The following is a 17,768-nucleotide window of genomic DNA, read 5'->3' on the forward strand; positions in this document are numbered from 1 at the left end:
GCGCTGCCAGCCGCGGCCTGAGGCAGATTGCGCGGAGCATTGTGAAGCGACCCGCAGGCACTGAGTCCCGCAAGTAGAAGCAGCATCAGAGTGCGGTAGGCCCTGCCGCAGGCGTGTCGCTCTCTCCCTGGCCCCCCCACTCGCCAAGGCAGGCCGCTCTTGCGGCGAAGAGTGTGGTCATGTCGAAACTTGCACATTGGACTAGGTCAGGAACGGGCTCGGCGTGGTGGCGGCCCGCAGGAAGGGAAGGTCGAGTTTCGTTGCCGCCAGGACCCGGTGTGTCCGGGTCCCTCGGAATATTACGGCATCTCCATGGGGACCGCACGACCCGCAGATGGCGCCTGAGCAGCTTCGGAAGAAAGTTGGAGGGCGGACGAAGATCAATCAGGTACTGAATGCCAACTTGACCGACCTTGATTGGTTCGCCTGGTGCCACGCCGCTAGCGGTCATCTTCAATCGCCTCCAAGTTATCGGAGCCGCCACGGTGGCGAGTTCCAGGAATCAAACCGCTCACCGGAGCCAGGGTCTCACATGTCACCAGATCATCAAATTTTTTGAACCATATTTACAATTCAGGCTGGCTGTTTCCGCACTTTCCTTCGCTATAGTTCGTCACATGGACGGCACGACAACGCAACAGAGCGAACAAAGCGCCGCCACACAAAGAACGCAAAATCATTGAATAAATTTCATCGGAGAGAGCACCATGTCGAACGCCAAGCTGGAAGTCCTGACCCCGCGCAATAGCCAACTGATCATCATCGACCACCAGCCCCAGATGGCTTTTGGCGTGCAGTCGATGGACCGCCAGACCATGAAGAACAACGTCGTGGGCCTGGCCAAGGCAGCGAAGATCTTCGACGTGCCGACCACCATCACCACGGTCGAAAGCGATTCATTCTCCGGCTATACCTACCCCGAACTGCTCGACGTCTTCCCCGGCAAGCAAACGCTCGAACGCACCTCGATGAACTCCTGGGACGACCAGAAGGTGCGCGACGCGCTGGCCGCCAATGGCCGCAAGAAGATCGTCGTGGCCGGCCTGTGGACCGAGGTCTGCAACACTACCTTCGCGTTGTGCGCGATGCTTGAGGGCGACTACGAGATCTATATGGTGGCCGACGCATCGGGCGGCACGACCAAGGAAGCCCATGACTACGCCATGCAGCGCATGGTCCAGGCAGGCGTGGTGCCCGTGACCTGGCAACAGGTCATGCTGGAATGGCAACGCGACTGGAAGAACCGCGAAACGTACGACGAGGTGATGGCCGTGGCCAAGGAACACTCGGGCGCCTATGGCATGGGGGTCGACTATGCCTATACGATGGTCCACAAGGCCGCGCAACGCACGGCAACCACGCACGAATCGCTGGCTCCCGTGCACGCACCGGTCGTCGAGCGTTGATGCATATCCGCCACCAGTCATCCCTCGGAGCGCACAAGATGATTCCAGGTCGAAGCGTAGCCAACGGCGCCCTACTGCTGGGATGCTGGCTGGCCATCAGCACGTCCAGCGTAGCGGCGGCAGCGATCGTCGCCAACGCGCTGATCGCATGATCGCCCCCTCCGCGGGGGAAACCTTCCCCCGCGGGCATGCCCCTGCGAGACAAACAAGCGAAGACAATGCTGCCGGCGAGCGTTTGCCACCCTTCAGCATTGCCGGATCGGCCGAGCGCCTGGAGTTGGGCGAGTGCAAGGGCCGCTGCACCCATTTACAGGATGGATCTCAACCATGAGCGCAAACGTCAACGCATCAAACAATACGGAAACAAACGAAAACCCCAGCCTCTGGGAAATATGCAAAGCGCCAATCCTTCTTACTATTGTGGGCGGCGCCATCGACACGATTGGCTTTATTGCGCTGCTGGGCTTCTTCACCGCACACGTCACCGGAAACCTCGTGCTCGCGGGAGCGGCATTCGTCAAAGGTGGGGCCGGCTTATGGATCAAGCTCGGCGCCATACCACTCTTCATTGTCACGGTCATCATCAGCAAGATGCTGATTGACCGCAACCAGCAGACCCACCAGACCCACCAGACCTTAGGTTGGCTGTTTGTTGCTGAAGCGACCTTCTTGCTGGGTTTCATGGTCGCCGGCCTGTATCTCGAACCGTTCGATAATCCGGATGGCGCGGGCCTTGCATTGACTGGAGGCCTCGGCCTTGTCGCGCTTGCTGTCCGAAATACTGCCAGCAAGACACTGATCAAGTACATCAGCCCCAGCACCATGATGACCGGGAACACCACCCAGTTGGGTATCGATCTGTCGAATTACTTGCGCGCCAGGACACGCACCAATTTCCAGGATCTTCTCAAAAGCGCAAGTGTTGTGATCGGCTTTGTGATCGGGGCTTTCCTGGGTGCATCCCTCTATGTGACGATCGGATTCTGGAGTGTCCTTCCATTTATACTTCCCGTCGCATATATGGCGCGCATGGCATTTCGCAACCAATTCAGATGAGTGAATGACATCATGAGCATCAGCACAAACAGGCTTGAATCATTCAGCGATGGTGTCATTTCCGTAAGCTTGACACTCATGTTGTTTCAACTACAGGTTCCGGAAGGCTTTTCGCTTAAAGACATCCTTAATAATGCCTCTAATTTTTTCGGCTATGTACTAAGTTTTGTTTACGTCGGAATATACTGGAACAACCACCATCACCTGTTTAAAGTTGCCCGTGGAATTAACGGCAAAATTATGTGGGCGAACCTCCACCTGCTGTTTTGGCTAAGCATGATTCCATTCACCACCACCTGGACTGGAAAATCTGCCTTCGCGCAGACACCGACGGCAATGTATGCATTTGTCCTGTTCATGTGCGCCGTCTCTTACTCACTGCTCACAAAACTCATCATCAAGTATGACGGCGAACATTCCGCACTTGGGCAAGCCATCGGAAACGACCTCAAAGGGAAGCTCTCCATCCCTATCTACGCATTAGCGATCCTGGCCAGTTTTTTCAGCAGCGTAGCTGCGTTTTTTATACTGACCTTAATGGCTGGCGTATGGTTCGTTCCCGATTCCCGCATTGAAAAATATCTGCTCGATAAAAACCCATGAACTCTGACGGTATGGGGCTCAGGATTGAGCCAGATGTGAGCCCAGGACACGGAGCATGCCATGCTCCGTTGCCACATCCGGAACAAGGAAGCGTTCGGACTGACCCTGCGTGTATTCGGGTTCCAAATTTCCAGCAACTCTGGTGGACTAGACGCTGACACATAAGGCAGCATCGTGCTTGTACAGACTAAGTTCCGAAGTCATGACAAGAATTCGAAGCATCGCATTGGCTGCATTACTGAGCATTTCACCCCTGTCCCATGCCGATCCCAGCATTCAGGTCGGTTTCTCCCCGGAAGGCTCGGCGCGAAAGCTTGTCCTGGAGACTATCGGCAGCGCCAAGCACACCATACAAATGCTCGCCTACTCGTTCCAGGCTCCTGACATCATGCAGGCACTGGTCGATGCCAAAAATCGCGGCGTAGAAGTGCGCGTGGTGATAGACAAAAAACGCAACTTGGGCCGTGCGAGCAAGGCAGCCATGGACTTCGTGACCCGTAACGGTGTGGAACTGCGGACCAACGACCATTTCCACATCCATCACGACAAGACGATTATCGTCGACGGCAACACGGTCGAAACGGGCTCCTTCAATTTCGCGCCGTCCGCCGAGACCGCCAACTCCGAGAATGTGGTCGTCATTCGAGACATGCCGGAAGTTTCACGCCAGTACATCGAGCATTGGCAATCACGCTGGGATCTCGGGAAGGCATATCCCACACCCTGACTGGCGCCAGCTTGTCGGATCGCCGCGACAATCGGGCTCTTCCCGGCCAATAGCGGCCTGTCGCCGCTCCCGGACAAAATACGTTCCTGAGAGGCGCATAATCCTAGATGAATTGCGCTTCGTTCGGTCGGCGGACGCGCCGCAAGTGGCACGCCCCTTACCTTCAACGCCGGCGGACTGACGATAATCCTTAATCCGAAGGAGTTCGAAAATGACACTTAGCGGCGGCGCTCCGATCGAACCAATCAACATTGGTCAATTGAGCATTCAGTACCTGATTGATGGAACTGCCACGGGCGGGATGGGTGTTTTCGAATTGACTGTGGCCCCCGACTCACAAGTCCCACCGCCACATAGCCACACACGTAACGAAGAGTGCGTCTATGTGCTGGAGGGCATACTTCGGTACTCGGTCGACGGGGTAGTCCGAGACCTGGTACCGGGCGAATGGATGTTTACCCCACGTGGGTCGGTTCATCACTTTAGCAACCCGCAGAATGGCACGGCCCGCGCACTGATCGTCCTTACGCCCGACATAGGTGCTCAGTATTTTCGTGATGTCGGAACAATCGTAAGCGCCGGCGGGCCGCTCGACCGCTCGAAGCTTATCGGTGTCATGTCCAGGTACGGGCTGGTGCCGGCGCCACCACCACAATGAAACCTGGGCGCTGAACGTCGGTTTTTCGGAAGACTCATCTGACTGCTCAGGGTCGGGAAGAGACGCCCCTATAGCCCGGGCCAAGGCCCCTTCTTGGGCCAGAAGCGCCCGTGCCATCGCTCTCACCACCGCCGCTACCTAAGAGCAAGCGGCCGGATTCTTGCATGTGGGCGCCGGGACTCGTTCGCCGATGGGCTCCACCCGCGGGCCGGCACCGTCCGGACCCGCGCGGACGCAACTGGCAACGTGGCTCGGGAAGTACTATCCTCCCATGGGCTCAGGTAAGGAGGCCAAATGTCGCAAGGTTCTCGGCATTTTCGCAAAGCGAATCTCACTGTACTCTGCATGGCAGGCGTGCTCGTTTCGTGTACCACACCGAGGATGTCGGCTCCGCCCGAACTCCAACCCACCGACGCGCGTGGAACGATCGCGGTGCTGCACGCATCCGGTGTACAGATTTATCAGTGCAAGCGTGCGAACGACGGCCGGTTGTTATGGAGCTTTTCGGCCCCGGAAGCAACCCTGAAGGATGACACCGGACAACTCGTCGTCAAACACTACGCTGGGCCGACCTGGGAAGCGCCTGACGGCAGCAAGGTGACCGGCAAGGTATTGCGACAGACGCCCAATGCTCAGGAGCCGGACAGCATTCCACTCTTGCTGTTGCAGGCAACGAGCACCGGCGGAGCTGGCCTGCTTGCGAGGACGCGTTACGTGCAACGGCTGAATACGTTAGGCGGACAAGCCCTCCCTCAGGCCTGCACACAGGAGGGACAGGAGAATCGCATGCCGTATCGGGCGGACTACGTCTTCCTGGAATAGCCAAGGTGACGCTGGCAGATACCGTGCCGGTTAAGTACTCCCCGCTGGCGCGGCTTGAGTTCGGCGTCTTGAAGCAGAGTTTCCGCAGGTGCTGGTGCTGGCAAGTGCCTGCCTTTGCGTCCGGATCAGTCATGGAGAGCTGTCCGTCAACGCTGCTCTTTATCTGCTCGCCGAGCTCGCTCAGAGAGCGCATCTGTCCTTTGACCTTGGCGAGCCTCTCCTTGAGGTCACGGCTCGGCAGCCCGATCGATGCATCGCTGTCGGTGGGTCCAGTTCGGCCAGGTAGCGCGTTGCATTGCGCTTCACGTTCCAGTCGCCGGCTCGACTCGGACTGAAGGAAAAGAATGACCTGCCTGTGCGGGACCGGCCGGCCCACGAGCACGGCCAGCCCCTGCATGCTACACGGCGGCAACGTCACTCGGCCTTGTAGCCCGATGCTTTGATGGGCCGTTCCCAGCGCCTGAGCTCGGCGACCTGGGTCTCGCCGAGTTGCTGCGGGCCGGCGTAGTTCGCATTCAGGCCGATCTCGCGGACGCGCGCCTGGAGATCGGGCGCCTTGAGCACTTCGGCTATCGCGTCGGACAGGCGCTTGACCTTGTCGGCCGGCAGGCCTGCCGGGGCGAACAGGCCGACGAAGGCCTCCGCTGTGGCGTCGATTCCGGCCTCCTTGAGCGTGGGCACGTCGGGCAGCGCCGGCGATCGCGCGTTACCCGTGACCGCGAGGATGCGCAGGCGGCCCGCGCGGTGATGCTCGATGGTCTCCGATATCGTGTCCACCATGATGGGAATCTGTCCGCCCAGCAGATCGGACACCGCCGGCGCGCCGCCCTTGTAGGCCACGTGCGTGAGCGGCACGCCTGAGGCCTGCGACAGCAGCACGCCCGCAAAGTGCGGCACGGTGCCTGCGCCCGAAGTGCCGTAGTTGGCGCGGACCGGGTTGGCCTTGAGCCAGTTCAGCACCGCGCGGATGTCGCCGGCCGGCGCCGCCGGACCCGCCGTCACCGCGAAGTCGAAGGTCACCACACGCGCGATGGGCGTGAAGTCCTTCACCGGGTCGTAGTTGAGGTTGTAGAGCCATGGCGAGATCACCAACGCGCCGCTGGGCGAAATTACCAGCGTGTTGCCGTCGGCCGGCGCGCGCTTTACTTCCCCAAGCACCAGGCGACCGCCAGCTCCAGGCTTGTTCTCGACGATCACCTGCTGGCCGAGCGGCAGGCGCAGGCGCTCGGCCAGCAGCCTCGCCACGACATCGACCGAGCCGCCGGGCGCGAAGCCGACCAGCAGCTTGAGGGGCGGCTTGTCCTGGGCGAGGGCGCCCATGGGCAGCGCGGCGGCCAGCGCCATGGTTGCAGCCACCCGATTGAAAACGCGTCGCTTCATCATGGTGAGAGTCTCCTTGGTCAGCCGAAGTCGATCAGAAACCGAATACTCGCATGGCATTGCTCGAACGCACGGCGTCGCGCTGCGCGGCGGACAGCCGCTCGGTATTGGCGAAGGACCCGCGCGTGTCGTGAACCTGGTGCGGCCAGTCGGTGCCGAACATCACGCGGTCGGCGCCGACGACCGAGATCAGGAACTCCAGCGAAGCCGGACTGTACGAGATGCAGTCGTAGTGGATGTGGCGCAGGTAGTCGATGGGCGTGCGCTGCATCTTGCGCCGCTGGGGGATCTCGACCTCGTGGCCCTTCTCGAAACGGCCGGCCAGGTAGGGCAACGCACCACCCGCATGCGAGGCGATGATCTTGAGGTTGGGGTATTGGTCGAAGAAGCCCTCGAAGATCATGCGCGTGATGGCGAGCGTGGTGTCGAACATGAAGCCCACGGACCAGCTCAGGTCGAACTTCGTCATGTCCATCAGGTCGGCGCCCGGCGGGTCGGTGGGGTGCACCAGCACCGGCAGCGCGCGACGGTCGATTTCGGCCCAGATGGGTGCGAAGGCCGGGGCGGTCAGGCTGCGGCCGGCGATGTTGGCCAGCACCATGACGCCGCTCGCACCGTTGTCGCAGGTGCGCTTGAGCTCGTCGAGCGCGCGCTGCGGGTATTCCCACGGCAGCGAGGTGAACCAGCGCAGCCGGCTCGGGTGAGCCGCCTGCGCCTGCGCCAGCGAATCGTTGGATTCGCGCGCCGCTTCGCAGCTGGTTTCCTCGTCGCCCCAGAACACATTGGGGCAAGTCAGCGACATGACTGAGATGTCGATGCCGGCCGCGTCCATGTGCTGGATGCGTAGATCGTAGTCGAAGTGCCCTTTCTGTGGGATGACCACGGGCGTGTCGCCACGGAATACCTCGTGCTGGCCGTCGGGGCGCTGCTGGATGTTGTAGAGGCCGCCCTGGCGCTTGAGCAGCTCCAGCCAAGGTTTTGTGAAGATGTGGGTGTGAACATCGATAACAGGCATCAAGGGGGCTCCTGTGGTGTGTGAGTGACGGATGTTCGATCGAGGCCTAGTGTCCTGTTCCGCAAATACCTTGCCATGAAATCGCCCAGTTGGCCGCCACGCGTCGTTGCTCGTCGTTGCCATAGCTACGGCTATGGCGCCTCCTCGCGCCTAGCCTGACGACCAACTGGACGATTTCATTTTGGCAAGCCATTTACGGAGCAGGACACTAGACGCTACTGTAGTGATCTGGCATAAACGTATTGGCAGATATCTTGATACCAGGATAAGTAAATACTTATGCCCGACCGACTCACCGCCCTAGCCCTTGAAACGCTGGGCCGCATGCGCTCGCGCCTGAAGGCGCGCCAGCTCAACCTGCTGGTCGCGCTGAGCGAGTACGGCTCGCTCTCCCGCGTGGCGCAGGAATGGGGGGTGACCCAGCCCTACTTGACGCAGATGCTGGCCGAGATCGAATCCATGATGGGCACGGCTCTATTCACGCGGCAACGCGGTGGCGTCACGCCCACGCCCGTGGGGCGCATCGCGATCTCGCGCGCATCGCGCCTGCTGGTCGACCTGCAGGACTGGGCCAACGACATGGCCGCAATCCGCCTGGGTTTCACCGAGCGGCTCAGCATCGGCGTGATCCACTACCTGTCCGGCCAGTTGCTGTGCGACACGCTCTCGCACACGCGCGAGCAGGTCGGGCCGTTCGTATTCTCGGTGGAGGAAGCCAGTAGCGACCGCCTGCTGGCCCTGCTTCGCGAGCACAGGCTCGAAGGCGTGGTGGCACGCGCGCGCGGCGCGGCGCAGGTGCGTGACCTGCGCTGCGACATCCTGTTCCGCCAGCGCCCAGCGCTGGTGTGCCACCTCAAGACTGCCAAGCATCTGGGCAAGCGCGCGCTGGACTGGCACGAGCTCGCCACCATGGACTGGGTCCTGCCGCCCGCGGGCACGGCGCTGGGCGCCTCGGTGCTGGACCTGTTCCTACACGTGGGCGAAGAGCCACCGGTGCCGGCCATCGAAACCCATTCGCTCAAGATCGTCGGCCGCATGATCGAGCGCAATCCGTCGATGGTGGCCATAGTGCCCGCCGACGTGGCGCACGATCTCTCCACCCGCGCGCACGTGGCCAGCGTGCCCTGCGACTTGGAGTGGCCGCTGCCGCCGGTGGCGCTTTACCGGCGCCAGGGTGCGGGTGACTCACCCACCATGGCGACCTTTGTGCGCACGCTGAAGACCCTGTGCAAGCAACGGTTCTGATGACCGCCGCCGCACTGCGCACCATCTGATCAGGCCAGGGTCACTCAATTCACTCTTGACATGAAAGGCCAGCCGGCCAAATTGGCGATGATGCCAACCCACAACCACTGCGACGGGATCTCGCAAGTGGGCCATGCGGTTGCCCGATGGCCGCTTTCCGCAGGCGCCTGTACCCGCTGTGAGCGCCAGATCGCGCCCCCGCAAAGCTGCTGTTCGAGGTTGAGTTCGTCATGGCCGACGCCAGACCCCTTGCGAATGACTGCTGCTTGCAAACTGTGATTCCGCGTCACGTTGGCCGACCAGCGGCTTCCTGGGTAGACCTGCCAATCGGTCAGATAGCCCGGCACGGACTCCATTGGGTCGGGACGCGCCGACTGGCAGGCACCGGTCGGAAGTCCCATTCCGGCCAGGAAGAGTCAGCCGGCGCCCTCGCTCAGCCGGCCGGAGTCGGCTGTTTCCGTCATTCGCTGACTAGATCCGAACAGTCGTGTAGGCGCCAGACTCTTGGACTTCAGTGTCGCTGACAAACAACAGAATGCTTGCAGTCAATTGAGAGCGGCATCGGCCACCGTGCCGCCGCCATCCTTGGCCAGTGCGCGCGTTGCACAACATCGGCCTTTGCGGCGAGTCGTATCGACTCCTACGCCCATCATCCATACTCTCGGAGTTTAATCGGGCAGTTCGATAGGGTTCAAGCTGCTGAAATGGTCGGTCCAGAGAGTAACATTTGGAAGATTGGGATCTTCCACTCGTACCAAAATGCCGTACTCATCGTAATATTTTCGATTCACCGACCGAAAACGGTGCAGGTATTCGCGATCGTCTGTCATGACAAAGTACTGATTGCGGCGTATGTGCCGATCCGGTTCTGGCGGCTGGTATTTGTTTCGGAAGCCCATGCCCAATGCTTCCGCTTGAAGTCGGACCACAGGATAGAGATTTAGATAGTTGTTCGTAATGTTGATGACGATAAAGCCATCGGGTTTCAGATGGCGTCTGTAGAGCTGGAAGGCTTCCCGAGTCAGCAGGTGAATCGGCACCGAGTCTCCGGTAAAGGCGTCCAATGCAATGACGTCATACAGGACGTCGGCGGGCTGCTGCTCCAGTTTCAGGCGAGCGTCCCCGATGATGACCTGCTTGGCTTGTGCGAGGCAGGCGGACAGATTGTCAAACCATTGGCTGGCGACCCGCACCGCGTCCGGGTTGATCTCATAGAAATCGTAGCGGTCGGCCGCCCTGGCATACGTCGCCAGCGTTCCGGCGCCAAGTCCGATAACGGCCACGCGCAAACTGGGCTTGCGGGATTTGGCATAGCCGAGCGTTTCCCCCACGCCACTCTCTTCCGAGTAGTAACCGACGGGCAACCGGCGTTTTTCCCGATCGAGGTATTGGATGCCGTGAATGACCTGGCCGCTGTAATACACGCGGTAGTTTTCAGACGGGCTATGTTGATAACGGCGCTCTTTGACCGAAATCGTCCCATAAAAATTGCGCGACTGATGCAGCGCAATGTCGGTGTATTCCGGGTTCGAGTCGGACCGCCAATGCAGCGGGTCCTCCCAGTAAAGGACCACCCCTGCCAGGCTTAGACAGACCGGCACAGCCAGGGCAATAGGAAGGGCTTTGCCCTGCGGCCGGCTGGCCCACCTGCCGGATGCGCTGCCTTGACTTTCTTTACTGCCTGGCGCGCGCCATTCGGAAGCAAGAATGAAGCAACCGAGGACAATGGCCGTAACGAGACTCAGCGGCCATTCATAGTAGTCCGCGAAGAAATTCGTCGCAATCAGCGCGACGAACAGTCCGCCGCATGCCCCGCCAAAGGACATCCAAAGATAGAACTCTGTCAAAAATTTGGGATGACTGGGGCGTCGCCGATACAACTCTCCATGCATCATGAAGCAGATGAGAAACATGACGACAAGGTGGCTCCAGCGGACTTTGGTCACGCCATAGTCCCAGTCCTGACCGAACCAACCGGGAATTTCGTTGCGCCCGCTGAGCAGTACGGCAGTAAGCACGCAGGCAAAGGCAACCCAACGGCGGCGGTACCAACGGGGATGATCAAAGCAAATGATAAACGTCAGCAGATAGAGGCTGAGTGTGCCGACCCACAGCCTTGGCTCCGGGGCAATATCGTGGCTGACGTGATCCGTGGTCGCAATGAAGGTCAGCGACGCCAGTCCCGGTAGCACTACCCACGCGATGCGCTGCGTCAGCGTTGGCTGGTCGGGTGCCTCAGTCGTTCCAGTCATTGTTGAATTGCCTTCGGCAGGAAGCTGTCTGGCCATGCTTCTGACACGAAGCGTGACCATGCCGCACAAAAGGGCAAAAACCCAGAATCCATACACCCAGAAGCGACCCAATTGCGGCAATTCGAACAGCGGTTCGAAGACGTATGGAAAGGAAAGCAGCGCAATAAACGATCCCGCGTTCGACAAGGCATACAGGCGATACGCCGAATCGCTGGGGCGGGCTCGGGAAAACCAATACTGAATCAACGGACCGGTCGTGGCCAAGCAAAAATACGGCAGTCCGACACTCAGCCAAAGGAGCAGCAGAATCTTTGTGATTGGATTCTCTTCACCTGTGGGTTTCATGGATTGGCCGGGCACGACCCACATGGCCAACACTGCCGCTGCGATCAGCAAGACGAAGTGAACTGCGGTCTGCACGCGGGGGGAGCCGTGGCGGGTAATCGTGTGTGCATAGACATAGCCGCCGAATAGGACGCTTTGAAAAAAAAGCATGGCGGTGGTCCACACCGTCGGGCTGCCGCCAAACCACGGCAAGATCAGCTTGCTCACCAGCGGCTGGACCTGAAACAGGAGGAATGCACTTAGGAAGACTGTCAGTGCAAAAAGCACAACCACCTTGATGTCAAGGCACTTCGCCGCTGTCTCGACCTGTCGAACCATGAGCGAACTCCTGCCAAAGGGTTACCGCATCAAGAGAATGTTGCTCCAGTACTGGGGCATCACCGGCAGCCGGCTTGTACCGGAAGAGATTCTATCCAATTCGATATGACTCACTCGAATAATCGCTTGACTCAACGGCCTCAAGCTGACGGAATAGGTCGGGAGTGACTCTATGGCATCTTCGGAAGTGGGTATTTACACGCGCCGCACCTCTGTAACTTAGGGATTGGCCGTCTGCGAGGCGCAGAATCCGCGGCAGTGTCGGCTTTTGCCGATAATTTGCCAAGGCCCACAAGGATATGAACGACGGCGGAGCGGTCATTGCCGCACTGTTGATCCGAGCGGCAGAAGAGGGTCAGACAGCGACCATGCGATGAAGTGCAGACTTGGTCTCCCTTCATAAGAAAGGAGATCGTCATGGAAGCACTGCACTCCCCTCACGGCAATCACATCCCTTGGAACAAGGGCAAGCTCACTGGACAGAAGCCGCCATTGAAACTCAGCGAGATTTGGGCAATACGTACTCGGCTACAGATTCAGGTCACCGACAACAATTCCGCCCCAAGCAGATCGGTCCCGTACGAATTGTCAATCGCACAGAGCCAATTACCCTCTGGCCCCTTCCTGAAAACGTACGTCGCACGTCTGATCGTTGCGACCGCAGCACCCGCCGCATCGAGCGAGTTGAGTACCGTCTCCATAATCACAAGGGCAGTATCGCCGTTCTCCAGTACGACCGACTCGCCTTGACTGACAGTCATGCTGTGATTGAAGTGCTCGGCGATCGCGACGAATGCACGGCGAATCTGCTCCTTGCCCCTTGCAATCATGCCCGGCTTGACGACGAGCATTGCGTCGTCGGCATAGATTGCCATTAGCGTATCAAAATCCTCTGCAGTGATCGCAGCATCGGCGGTCCTGATGATCTGCGTGAGCTCGTGCGCTGACATCGTTGGGTTCCTCTGTAATGAGAGCCACTGAAGCGGGCAACAAAAAACCCGCCACCGGGGCGGGTTTTGCACTTTGGCCAGATGCACGCTACCCACCGAAAGATCGGATGGCGCGAATAATCAGCAGTGCGGGAGCGTATGCGTATGACATGCCACGTATTCTGTCACGGATTCCGATTGACATGCTGTTGATCACCCAGGCGCCACAGTCGATCGCCAGCAGAACCTCAAGGCCTGCCAAGTAGTGCTGCCGCTGATTGCGAATCATTATTGGGTGCACTATGCTGATTGCTCCCACGATACGGAGACGCTCATGCTTAGAATTGGCGCGCTGATGGCAATGATCCTGGTGTCCGGTTCCGCGCTGGCCAGCGCGAAATGTCCCGCACACCCCAAGAGCGAGTGGATGAAGGAGAGCGATGCCCGCGCCAAGATTGAAGCGCAGGGCTACAACATCAAGAAGTTCAAGGTCGACGGGAATTGCTACGAGATCTACGGCACGACCAAGGAAGGGAAAAAAGCGGAGATCTACTTCGATACCAAGACGCTGGACATAGTCAAGGCGGAAATCGAGAAGTAACGCTGCACCTCCCCGCCGCCGCGCCATGAAGCCTTCACGCCAGTCTGTCCGGGTCTGGGATCCCATCGTCCGTTTCACGCACTGGGGCGTGGCGGCACTGGTGCTCTGGGACCTGTACGAGGATTCCGGCGGGCCGCTGCACCGCAACCTTGGCTACGCGGCCGTGTGCCTGGTGCTTGCCCGCGTGGCGTGGGGTATGGTGGGCAGCGGCGCCGGGAATATCCGCGAATGGGTTCCCGGCCGCAGCGGCGTGCTTGCCTACGTCAAGGCCGCCGTTGCCGGGCGTCCGCCCCGCTACCTTGGCCACAATCCGCTTGGCGCGCTGATGATGCTCGTGCTGTGGATCCTCATCGTTTCACTTGCTGCCACCGGCTGGATGTCGAGACTGGAGATGTTCTGGGGCGAGGACTGGCCCAAGGACCTCCATGGCGTTCTCGCCGACGTGCTGTTGGCGCTGGTGAGCGTGCATGTTGTCGCCGCGATTCTGATGAGCCGGTTGCACAGGGAGAACCTGATCCGGTCCATGGTGACCGGAAGGAAACCGGCGGCGCCGGATCAACGCAAGCCATCTGCCGGGGACGGCGCATCGGCCAGCTCTTCGGACCCGCCTGCTATCTCCGATCCCCGTGCCGTCTCACCGGGCCGCCGCCCGTAGCGCCGCCATGAACTGCAGCATGGCCTCCGACGGCAGCTCATTCTTGCGGGTGACAATGCCGTAGCTCGACATGGCGCGCCGGATCGGCACCGGCACGTGCGCCAGCATGCCTTCCGCGACGAAGCGCTCGACCACGGCGCGCGGCTGCAGCGAAAGCATATCCGTCGCCTGCAGCAGTTCCAGCGTGGAAAAGATTGACGGTGTTTCCACCATGCCGATCAGGCCCTGGATGCCTGCCGCCGCAATGGTTTCATCGAACAGTTGCCGGATGGCGGTGAGCTGCGGGTAAAGGATCCACGGCCATGCGCCGATGTCGGCAATTTCCAGCCTGGGCCTGTCCAGCAAGGGATGTCCCGGCCGGCAGACGACCCAGACCGGCTCTGGTGACAGTGCCTCGAAATCGAAGATCGCCTGGTGCCGTGGCTCGGTCAGGCGCCCGACCATGATGTCCAGCTTCCGGTCTTCCAGCCAGACGGCGAGCTGGTCACTGCTCTGCTCGATCAGCTTGACGACCAGCCGCGGGCGCTGCTGCAGGATCTCGCGGATCGCCGTGGTCACCACCTGCGCGGCCGACGCCGAAATCGCGCCAACGGTGAGGTGGCCGTGCCCGCCGGCCCGCAGCGCTTCCAGTTCGCTCACAAACTTGCCGAGCTCGGCCAGCGCCGTCGACGCGTAGCGCAGCGCGAACTCGCCCAATTCGGTCGGACGCATATCCCTTGGCAAGCGATCGAACAGCCTGGCCTGCAGAGTGTCTTCAATGTCGCTCAATATCTTCGAGGCAGCCGGCTGGGTGATATGCAGCTGCTCGGCCGCGATGCGCAGGTTGCGGCTGCGTCCCAGCACATCCAACAGCTGCAGGTGCCGGAAGCGCAGCTTGGCGAGCACGACGGAAGGGGCGGAAGCGGTTTGTCTGGCCATGAAGGGGGTAAACCCGGCTGAATCAATAACTAAACGGAATCGATTCTACCCAATAATCGATTGGATGTTTATCGGACTGCCACGTAGAGTTCCACCCAACGCTGCGGTGGTCGCGGCGCTCATGACAACAACATCAGGTGGAGACAATCGATGGCATTGCCGCTCACGCTCAGCGCAACGCAAACGCTTCCTGCCGACGGGCTGGCGGGGACGCTGGTCGGCCGCGCATGGATCCCGGCCAGTGACGGCATTCCGGCCGGCCCGGCAGTCGTGGTCCTGCGGCCGGATGGGGTATTCGACATATCGGATGTCGCTCCGACCATGAGCACCCTGCTCGAACAGGGTGACCCGGTGACGATTGTGCACAATACGCCAGGCCGCTGGATCGGCAAGCTCGACGACCTGCTGGCCAACACGGCCGATCCGCGCGGCAGCGACGGCGTGGCCCGCCTGCTGGCGCCATGCGACCTGCAGGTGATCAAGGCGGCAGGCGTGACCTTTGCGGGCAGCCTGGTCGAGCGTGTCATCGAGGAGCAGACCAAGGGCGACCCGCAAGGCGCCGCCGAGGTCCGCAACCGGATCCAGGCGCTGGTGGGCGAGCGCCTGTCCCGGATCCGGCCGGGTTCCCGCGAGGCGGGCGAGCTCAAGGCCTTGCTGATCGAGCGTGGCATGTGGTCCCAATACCTCGAAGTGGGCATCGGCCCGGACGCCGAGATCTTCACCAAGGCACCGCTGCTTTCGGCGCTTGGCACCGGTACGGAAATCGGCCTGCATCCCGGCTCGGCGTGGAACAATCCGGAACCCGAGATCGTGCTGGCCATCAACAGCCGCGGTGATGTGCTCGGCGCCACGCTGGGCAATGACGTCAACCTGCGCGATTTCGAGGGCCGCAGTGCGCTGCTGCTGGGCAAGGCCAAGGACAATAACGGCTCCTGCGCGATCGGTCCGTTCCTGCGCCTGTTCGACCAGAGTTTCTCGCTGGACGACGTGCGGCGGGCGACAGTGGACCTGCGCGTCGATGGCCCGGACGGCTTCGTGTTGTCCGGCACCAGTTCGATGGACCAGATCACGCGCGACCCGCTGGAGCTGGCCGAGCAGGCAATGGGCGCGACCCACCAGTATCCCGATGGCGCCATGCTGTTCCTCGGTACGCTGTTCGCGCCGGTGGAAGACCGCGACACCGCGGGCGGCGGCTTCACGCACAAGGATGGCGATCTTGTCACCATCTCCAGCCGCCAGCTCGGCAGCCTGGTCAACCGCGTGGGCCGCAGCGACCGTATCGCTCCGTGGACGTTCGGCGTACGCGCCCTGATGGCCAACCTGGCCGCACGTGGCCACACCACTTTCTGAACGGCGATTTCTGCACAAGCGCCACGGCGCCCCGCCCTGAACACCGCAGCAACCCTCGCGCAAACAAAAGACGGGGATGCCGCAATCCATGACATGAGGCCGCGACGCGCGGCTTCGTACCGGAGACAACCCATGCAGACTCAAGCTGCCAACCGAGATCCGCTCGCAAGCGCGGTAAGCAAGGCCCGCCTGCGCCTCGCGCCTTTCCTTGCACTGATGTTCGCGCTGTCGATGCTCGACCGCTCCAACGTCGGCTTCGTCAAGCAAGCCCTGATGGTCGATTCCAATATCGGCAATGCGGCCTATGCGCTTGGCGCCGGCATCTTCTTCATCGGCTATGCCGTTTTCGAAATCCCCAGCAACCTGATCCTGCACCGGGTCGGCGCCAGGGTCTGGCTCAGCCGCATCATGGTCACCTGGGGGCTGGCGTCGGCGGCCATGATGTTCGCGCATGACGAGACCTCGTTCTACGTGCTGCGCTTTATCCTTGGCGTCGCTGAAGCGGGCTTCTCGCCGGGCGTGATCCTGTACTCGACCTACTGGTTTCCTGCCAGCCAGCGCGGCAAGGCGCTCGGCGTCTACTACTTCGGCTTGCCGGTGGCACTGGTGCTGGGCGGGCCGGTCTCGGGGCTGCTGCTCGATGTGATGGGTGGCCAGCTGGGCCTGCGCAACTGGCAATGGATGTTCATCATCGAAGGCCTGGCAGCATCGGTGGTGGGCGTGATCGCCTTCTTCTACCTGGTCAGCAAGCCGCGCGATGCCAAGTGGCTGAACGCCGACGAGAAGACTGCGCTCGAAGCCGCGATCGCCGCGGAAGACAACCAGAAGACCGCGCATGGCCCGGCAACCGCACTGAGCGCGCTCGGCAACTGGCAGGTGCTGCGTTTCGTCGCCATCTACTTCGCCATCCAGGTCAGCGTCTACGGCGTCATCTTCTACCTGCCAACGCGTATTTCCGAGCTGACCGGCACGGCGATTGGCGCCAAGGTCGGCCTGCTCACCGCGATTCCGTGGCTGTGCGCGCTGGTTTCCCTGCGCCTGATCACCGGCATCGCGGATGCCAAGGGCAAGCAACGGGAATTCGCCATGGCCATGCTCGCCATGGCGGCCACCGGCATCGCACTGTCGACGCTGGGGCACGAACTGGTGCCCGTGCTGATGGCGTTCTGCCTGGCTACCGTCGGCTTTGTCGTGGTCCAGCCGCTGTTCTGGACGCTGCCCACCGCGTACCTGAGTGGCACCGCCGCGGCCAGCGGCATCGCCCTGATCGGTGCGCTGGGCAATCTCGGTGGCTTTATCGCGCCGACGCTGAAGACCGCGGTTGAATCCGCATTCCATAGCCAGCAAGCGGGCATGCTGGCCCTGGCAATCGCAGGCGTGGTCGGCGTGCTGCTGCTGATGAGCATCGGCGCACGGGCCCGCCGCACCGCGACGCTGCGGCTCGGCTCCTCCGAGGCGGCCTGACTGCGTCACGTATTCCCTGCACCA

The 17,768-nt window shown here is 61.0% G+C and carries 16 protein-coding genes and 2 pseudogenes; 12 read left to right on the forward strand and 6 right to left on the reverse strand.

Translation table 11 applies throughout. The features are described 5' to 3' along the window. Positions 1–707 precede the first annotated feature (707 nt). The 6 genes from ACW4E8_RS19405 to ACW4E8_RS19430 all read left to right on the forward strand — a co-directional run bounded on the left by ACW4E8_RS19405 (position 708) and on the right by ACW4E8_RS19430 (position 5,272). The gene (locus ACW4E8_RS19405) at positions 708–1,406 is read left to right on the forward strand and encodes a hydrolase (RefSeq protein WP_202281620.1); all 699 of its coding nucleotides are present in this window, start codon (positions 708–710) and stop codon (positions 1,404–1,406) included. Between the two features lie 327 nt (positions 1,407–1,733). Beyond that, positions 1,734–2,462, forward strand: a complete 729-nt coding sequence (locus tag ACW4E8_RS19410) for a YoaK family protein (protein WP_456806010.1) — start codon at positions 1,734–1,736, stop codon at positions 2,460–2,462. A gap of 12 nt (positions 2,463–2,474) precedes the next feature. After that, a complete protein-coding gene (locus ACW4E8_RS19415) occupies positions 2,475–3,065 on the forward strand; it encodes a TMEM175 family protein (protein WP_456806011.1) in 591 nt (196 codons plus the stop codon). 226 nt (positions 3,066–3,291) lie between these two features. Then, a complete protein-coding gene (locus ACW4E8_RS19420) occupies positions 3,292–3,792 on the forward strand; it encodes a phospholipase D family nuclease (RefSeq protein ID WP_456806012.1) in 501 nt (166 codons plus the stop codon). 211 nt (positions 3,793–4,003) lie between these two features. After that, positions 4,004–4,450: a cupin domain-containing protein gene (locus ACW4E8_RS19425; protein ID WP_456806013.1), complete on the forward strand. Its 447-nt coding sequence runs from the start codon at positions 4,004–4,006 to the stop codon at positions 4,448–4,450. A gap of 294 nt (positions 4,451–4,744) precedes the next feature. Continuing rightward, positions 4,745–5,272, forward strand: a complete 528-nt coding sequence (locus ACW4E8_RS19430) for a DUF3455 domain-containing protein (RefSeq protein WP_456806014.1) — start codon at positions 4,745–4,747, stop codon at positions 5,270–5,272. A 414-nt stretch (positions 5,273–5,686) separates the two neighbouring features. On the opposite strand, the gene ACW4E8_RS19435 is transcribed toward ACW4E8_RS19430, so the two are convergent. Continuing rightward, positions 5,687–6,655, reverse strand: a complete 969-nt coding sequence (locus ACW4E8_RS19435) for a Bug family tripartite tricarboxylate transporter substrate binding protein (protein ID WP_456806015.1) — start codon at positions 6,653–6,655, stop codon at positions 5,687–5,689. A 31-nt stretch (positions 6,656–6,686) separates the two neighbouring features. Then, positions 6,687–7,667, reverse strand: coding sequence for an amidohydrolase family protein (locus ACW4E8_RS19440; protein ID WP_456806016.1), 981 nt, complete (start codon positions 7,665–7,667; stop codon positions 6,687–6,689). A gap of 279 nt (positions 7,668–7,946) precedes the next feature. Between ACW4E8_RS19440 and ACW4E8_RS19445 the strand changes: the two genes are divergently transcribed. Continuing rightward, the gene (locus ACW4E8_RS19445; RefSeq protein WP_456806017.1) at positions 7,947–8,912 is read left to right on the forward strand and encodes a LysR family transcriptional regulator; all 966 of its coding nucleotides are present in this window, start codon (positions 7,947–7,949) and stop codon (positions 8,910–8,912) included. 44 nt (positions 8,913–8,956) lie between these two features. Here ACW4E8_RS19445 and ACW4E8_RS19450 read toward each other — a convergent pair whose 3' ends face one another. Both ACW4E8_RS19450 and ACW4E8_RS19455 read right to left on the reverse strand, forming a co-directional pair. Next, positions 8,957–9,259 (reverse strand): hypothetical protein, encoded by a 303-nt coding sequence (locus ACW4E8_RS19450; RefSeq protein ID WP_456806018.1) that lies wholly within the window; start codon positions 9,257–9,259, stop codon positions 8,957–8,959. Between the two features lie 321 nt (positions 9,260–9,580). Further along, a complete protein-coding gene (locus tag ACW4E8_RS19455) occupies positions 9,581–11,827 on the reverse strand; it encodes a spermidine synthase (RefSeq protein WP_456806019.1) in 2,247 nt (748 codons plus the stop codon). Between the two features lie 417 nt (positions 11,828–12,244). On the opposite strand from ACW4E8_RS19455, the pseudogene ACW4E8_RS19460 reads away from it, so the two are divergent. Further along, a pseudogene (locus tag ACW4E8_RS19460) lies at positions 12,245–12,364 on the forward strand (integrase); the annotation flags it as partial. Here the strand turns inward: ACW4E8_RS19460 and ACW4E8_RS19465 are convergent. After that, positions 12,364–12,777 (reverse strand): YybH family protein, encoded by a 414-nt coding sequence (locus tag ACW4E8_RS19465; RefSeq protein ID WP_456806020.1) that lies wholly within the window; start codon positions 12,775–12,777, stop codon positions 12,364–12,366. The pseudogene ACW4E8_RS19460 and the gene ACW4E8_RS19465 overlap by 1 nt on opposite strands. Positions 12,778–13,090: 313 nt before the next feature. Here ACW4E8_RS19465 and ACW4E8_RS19470 point away from each other — a divergent pair, with 313 nt between their 5' ends. Beyond that, positions 13,091–13,357, forward strand: a complete 267-nt coding sequence (locus ACW4E8_RS19470) for a PepSY domain-containing protein (protein WP_114135564.1) — start codon at positions 13,091–13,093, stop codon at positions 13,355–13,357. A gap of 25 nt (positions 13,358–13,382) precedes the next feature. Further along, positions 13,383–13,898: pseudogene (locus tag ACW4E8_RS19475) on the forward strand (cytochrome b/b6 domain-containing protein); the annotation flags it as partial. A gap of 93 nt (positions 13,899–13,991) precedes the next feature. Here the strand turns inward: ACW4E8_RS19475 and ACW4E8_RS19480 are convergent. Next, positions 13,992–14,930, reverse strand: coding sequence for a LysR substrate-binding domain-containing protein (locus ACW4E8_RS19480; protein ID WP_456806021.1), 939 nt, complete (start codon positions 14,928–14,930; stop codon positions 13,992–13,994). 150 nt (positions 14,931–15,080) lie between these two features. On the opposite strand from ACW4E8_RS19480, the gene ACW4E8_RS19485 reads away from it, so the two are divergent. Next, positions 15,081–16,280, forward strand: coding sequence for a fumarylacetoacetate hydrolase family protein (locus tag ACW4E8_RS19485; protein WP_456806022.1), 1,200 nt, complete (start codon positions 15,081–15,083; stop codon positions 16,278–16,280). 132 nt (positions 16,281–16,412) lie between these two features. Further along, the gene (locus ACW4E8_RS19490; protein WP_456806023.1) at positions 16,413–17,744 is read left to right on the forward strand and encodes an MFS transporter; all 1,332 of its coding nucleotides are present in this window, start codon (positions 16,413–16,415) and stop codon (positions 17,742–17,744) included. Positions 17,745–17,768 lie beyond the last annotated feature (24 nt).

It is taken from the genome of Cupriavidus sp. CP313 (genome assembly GCF_054072015.1).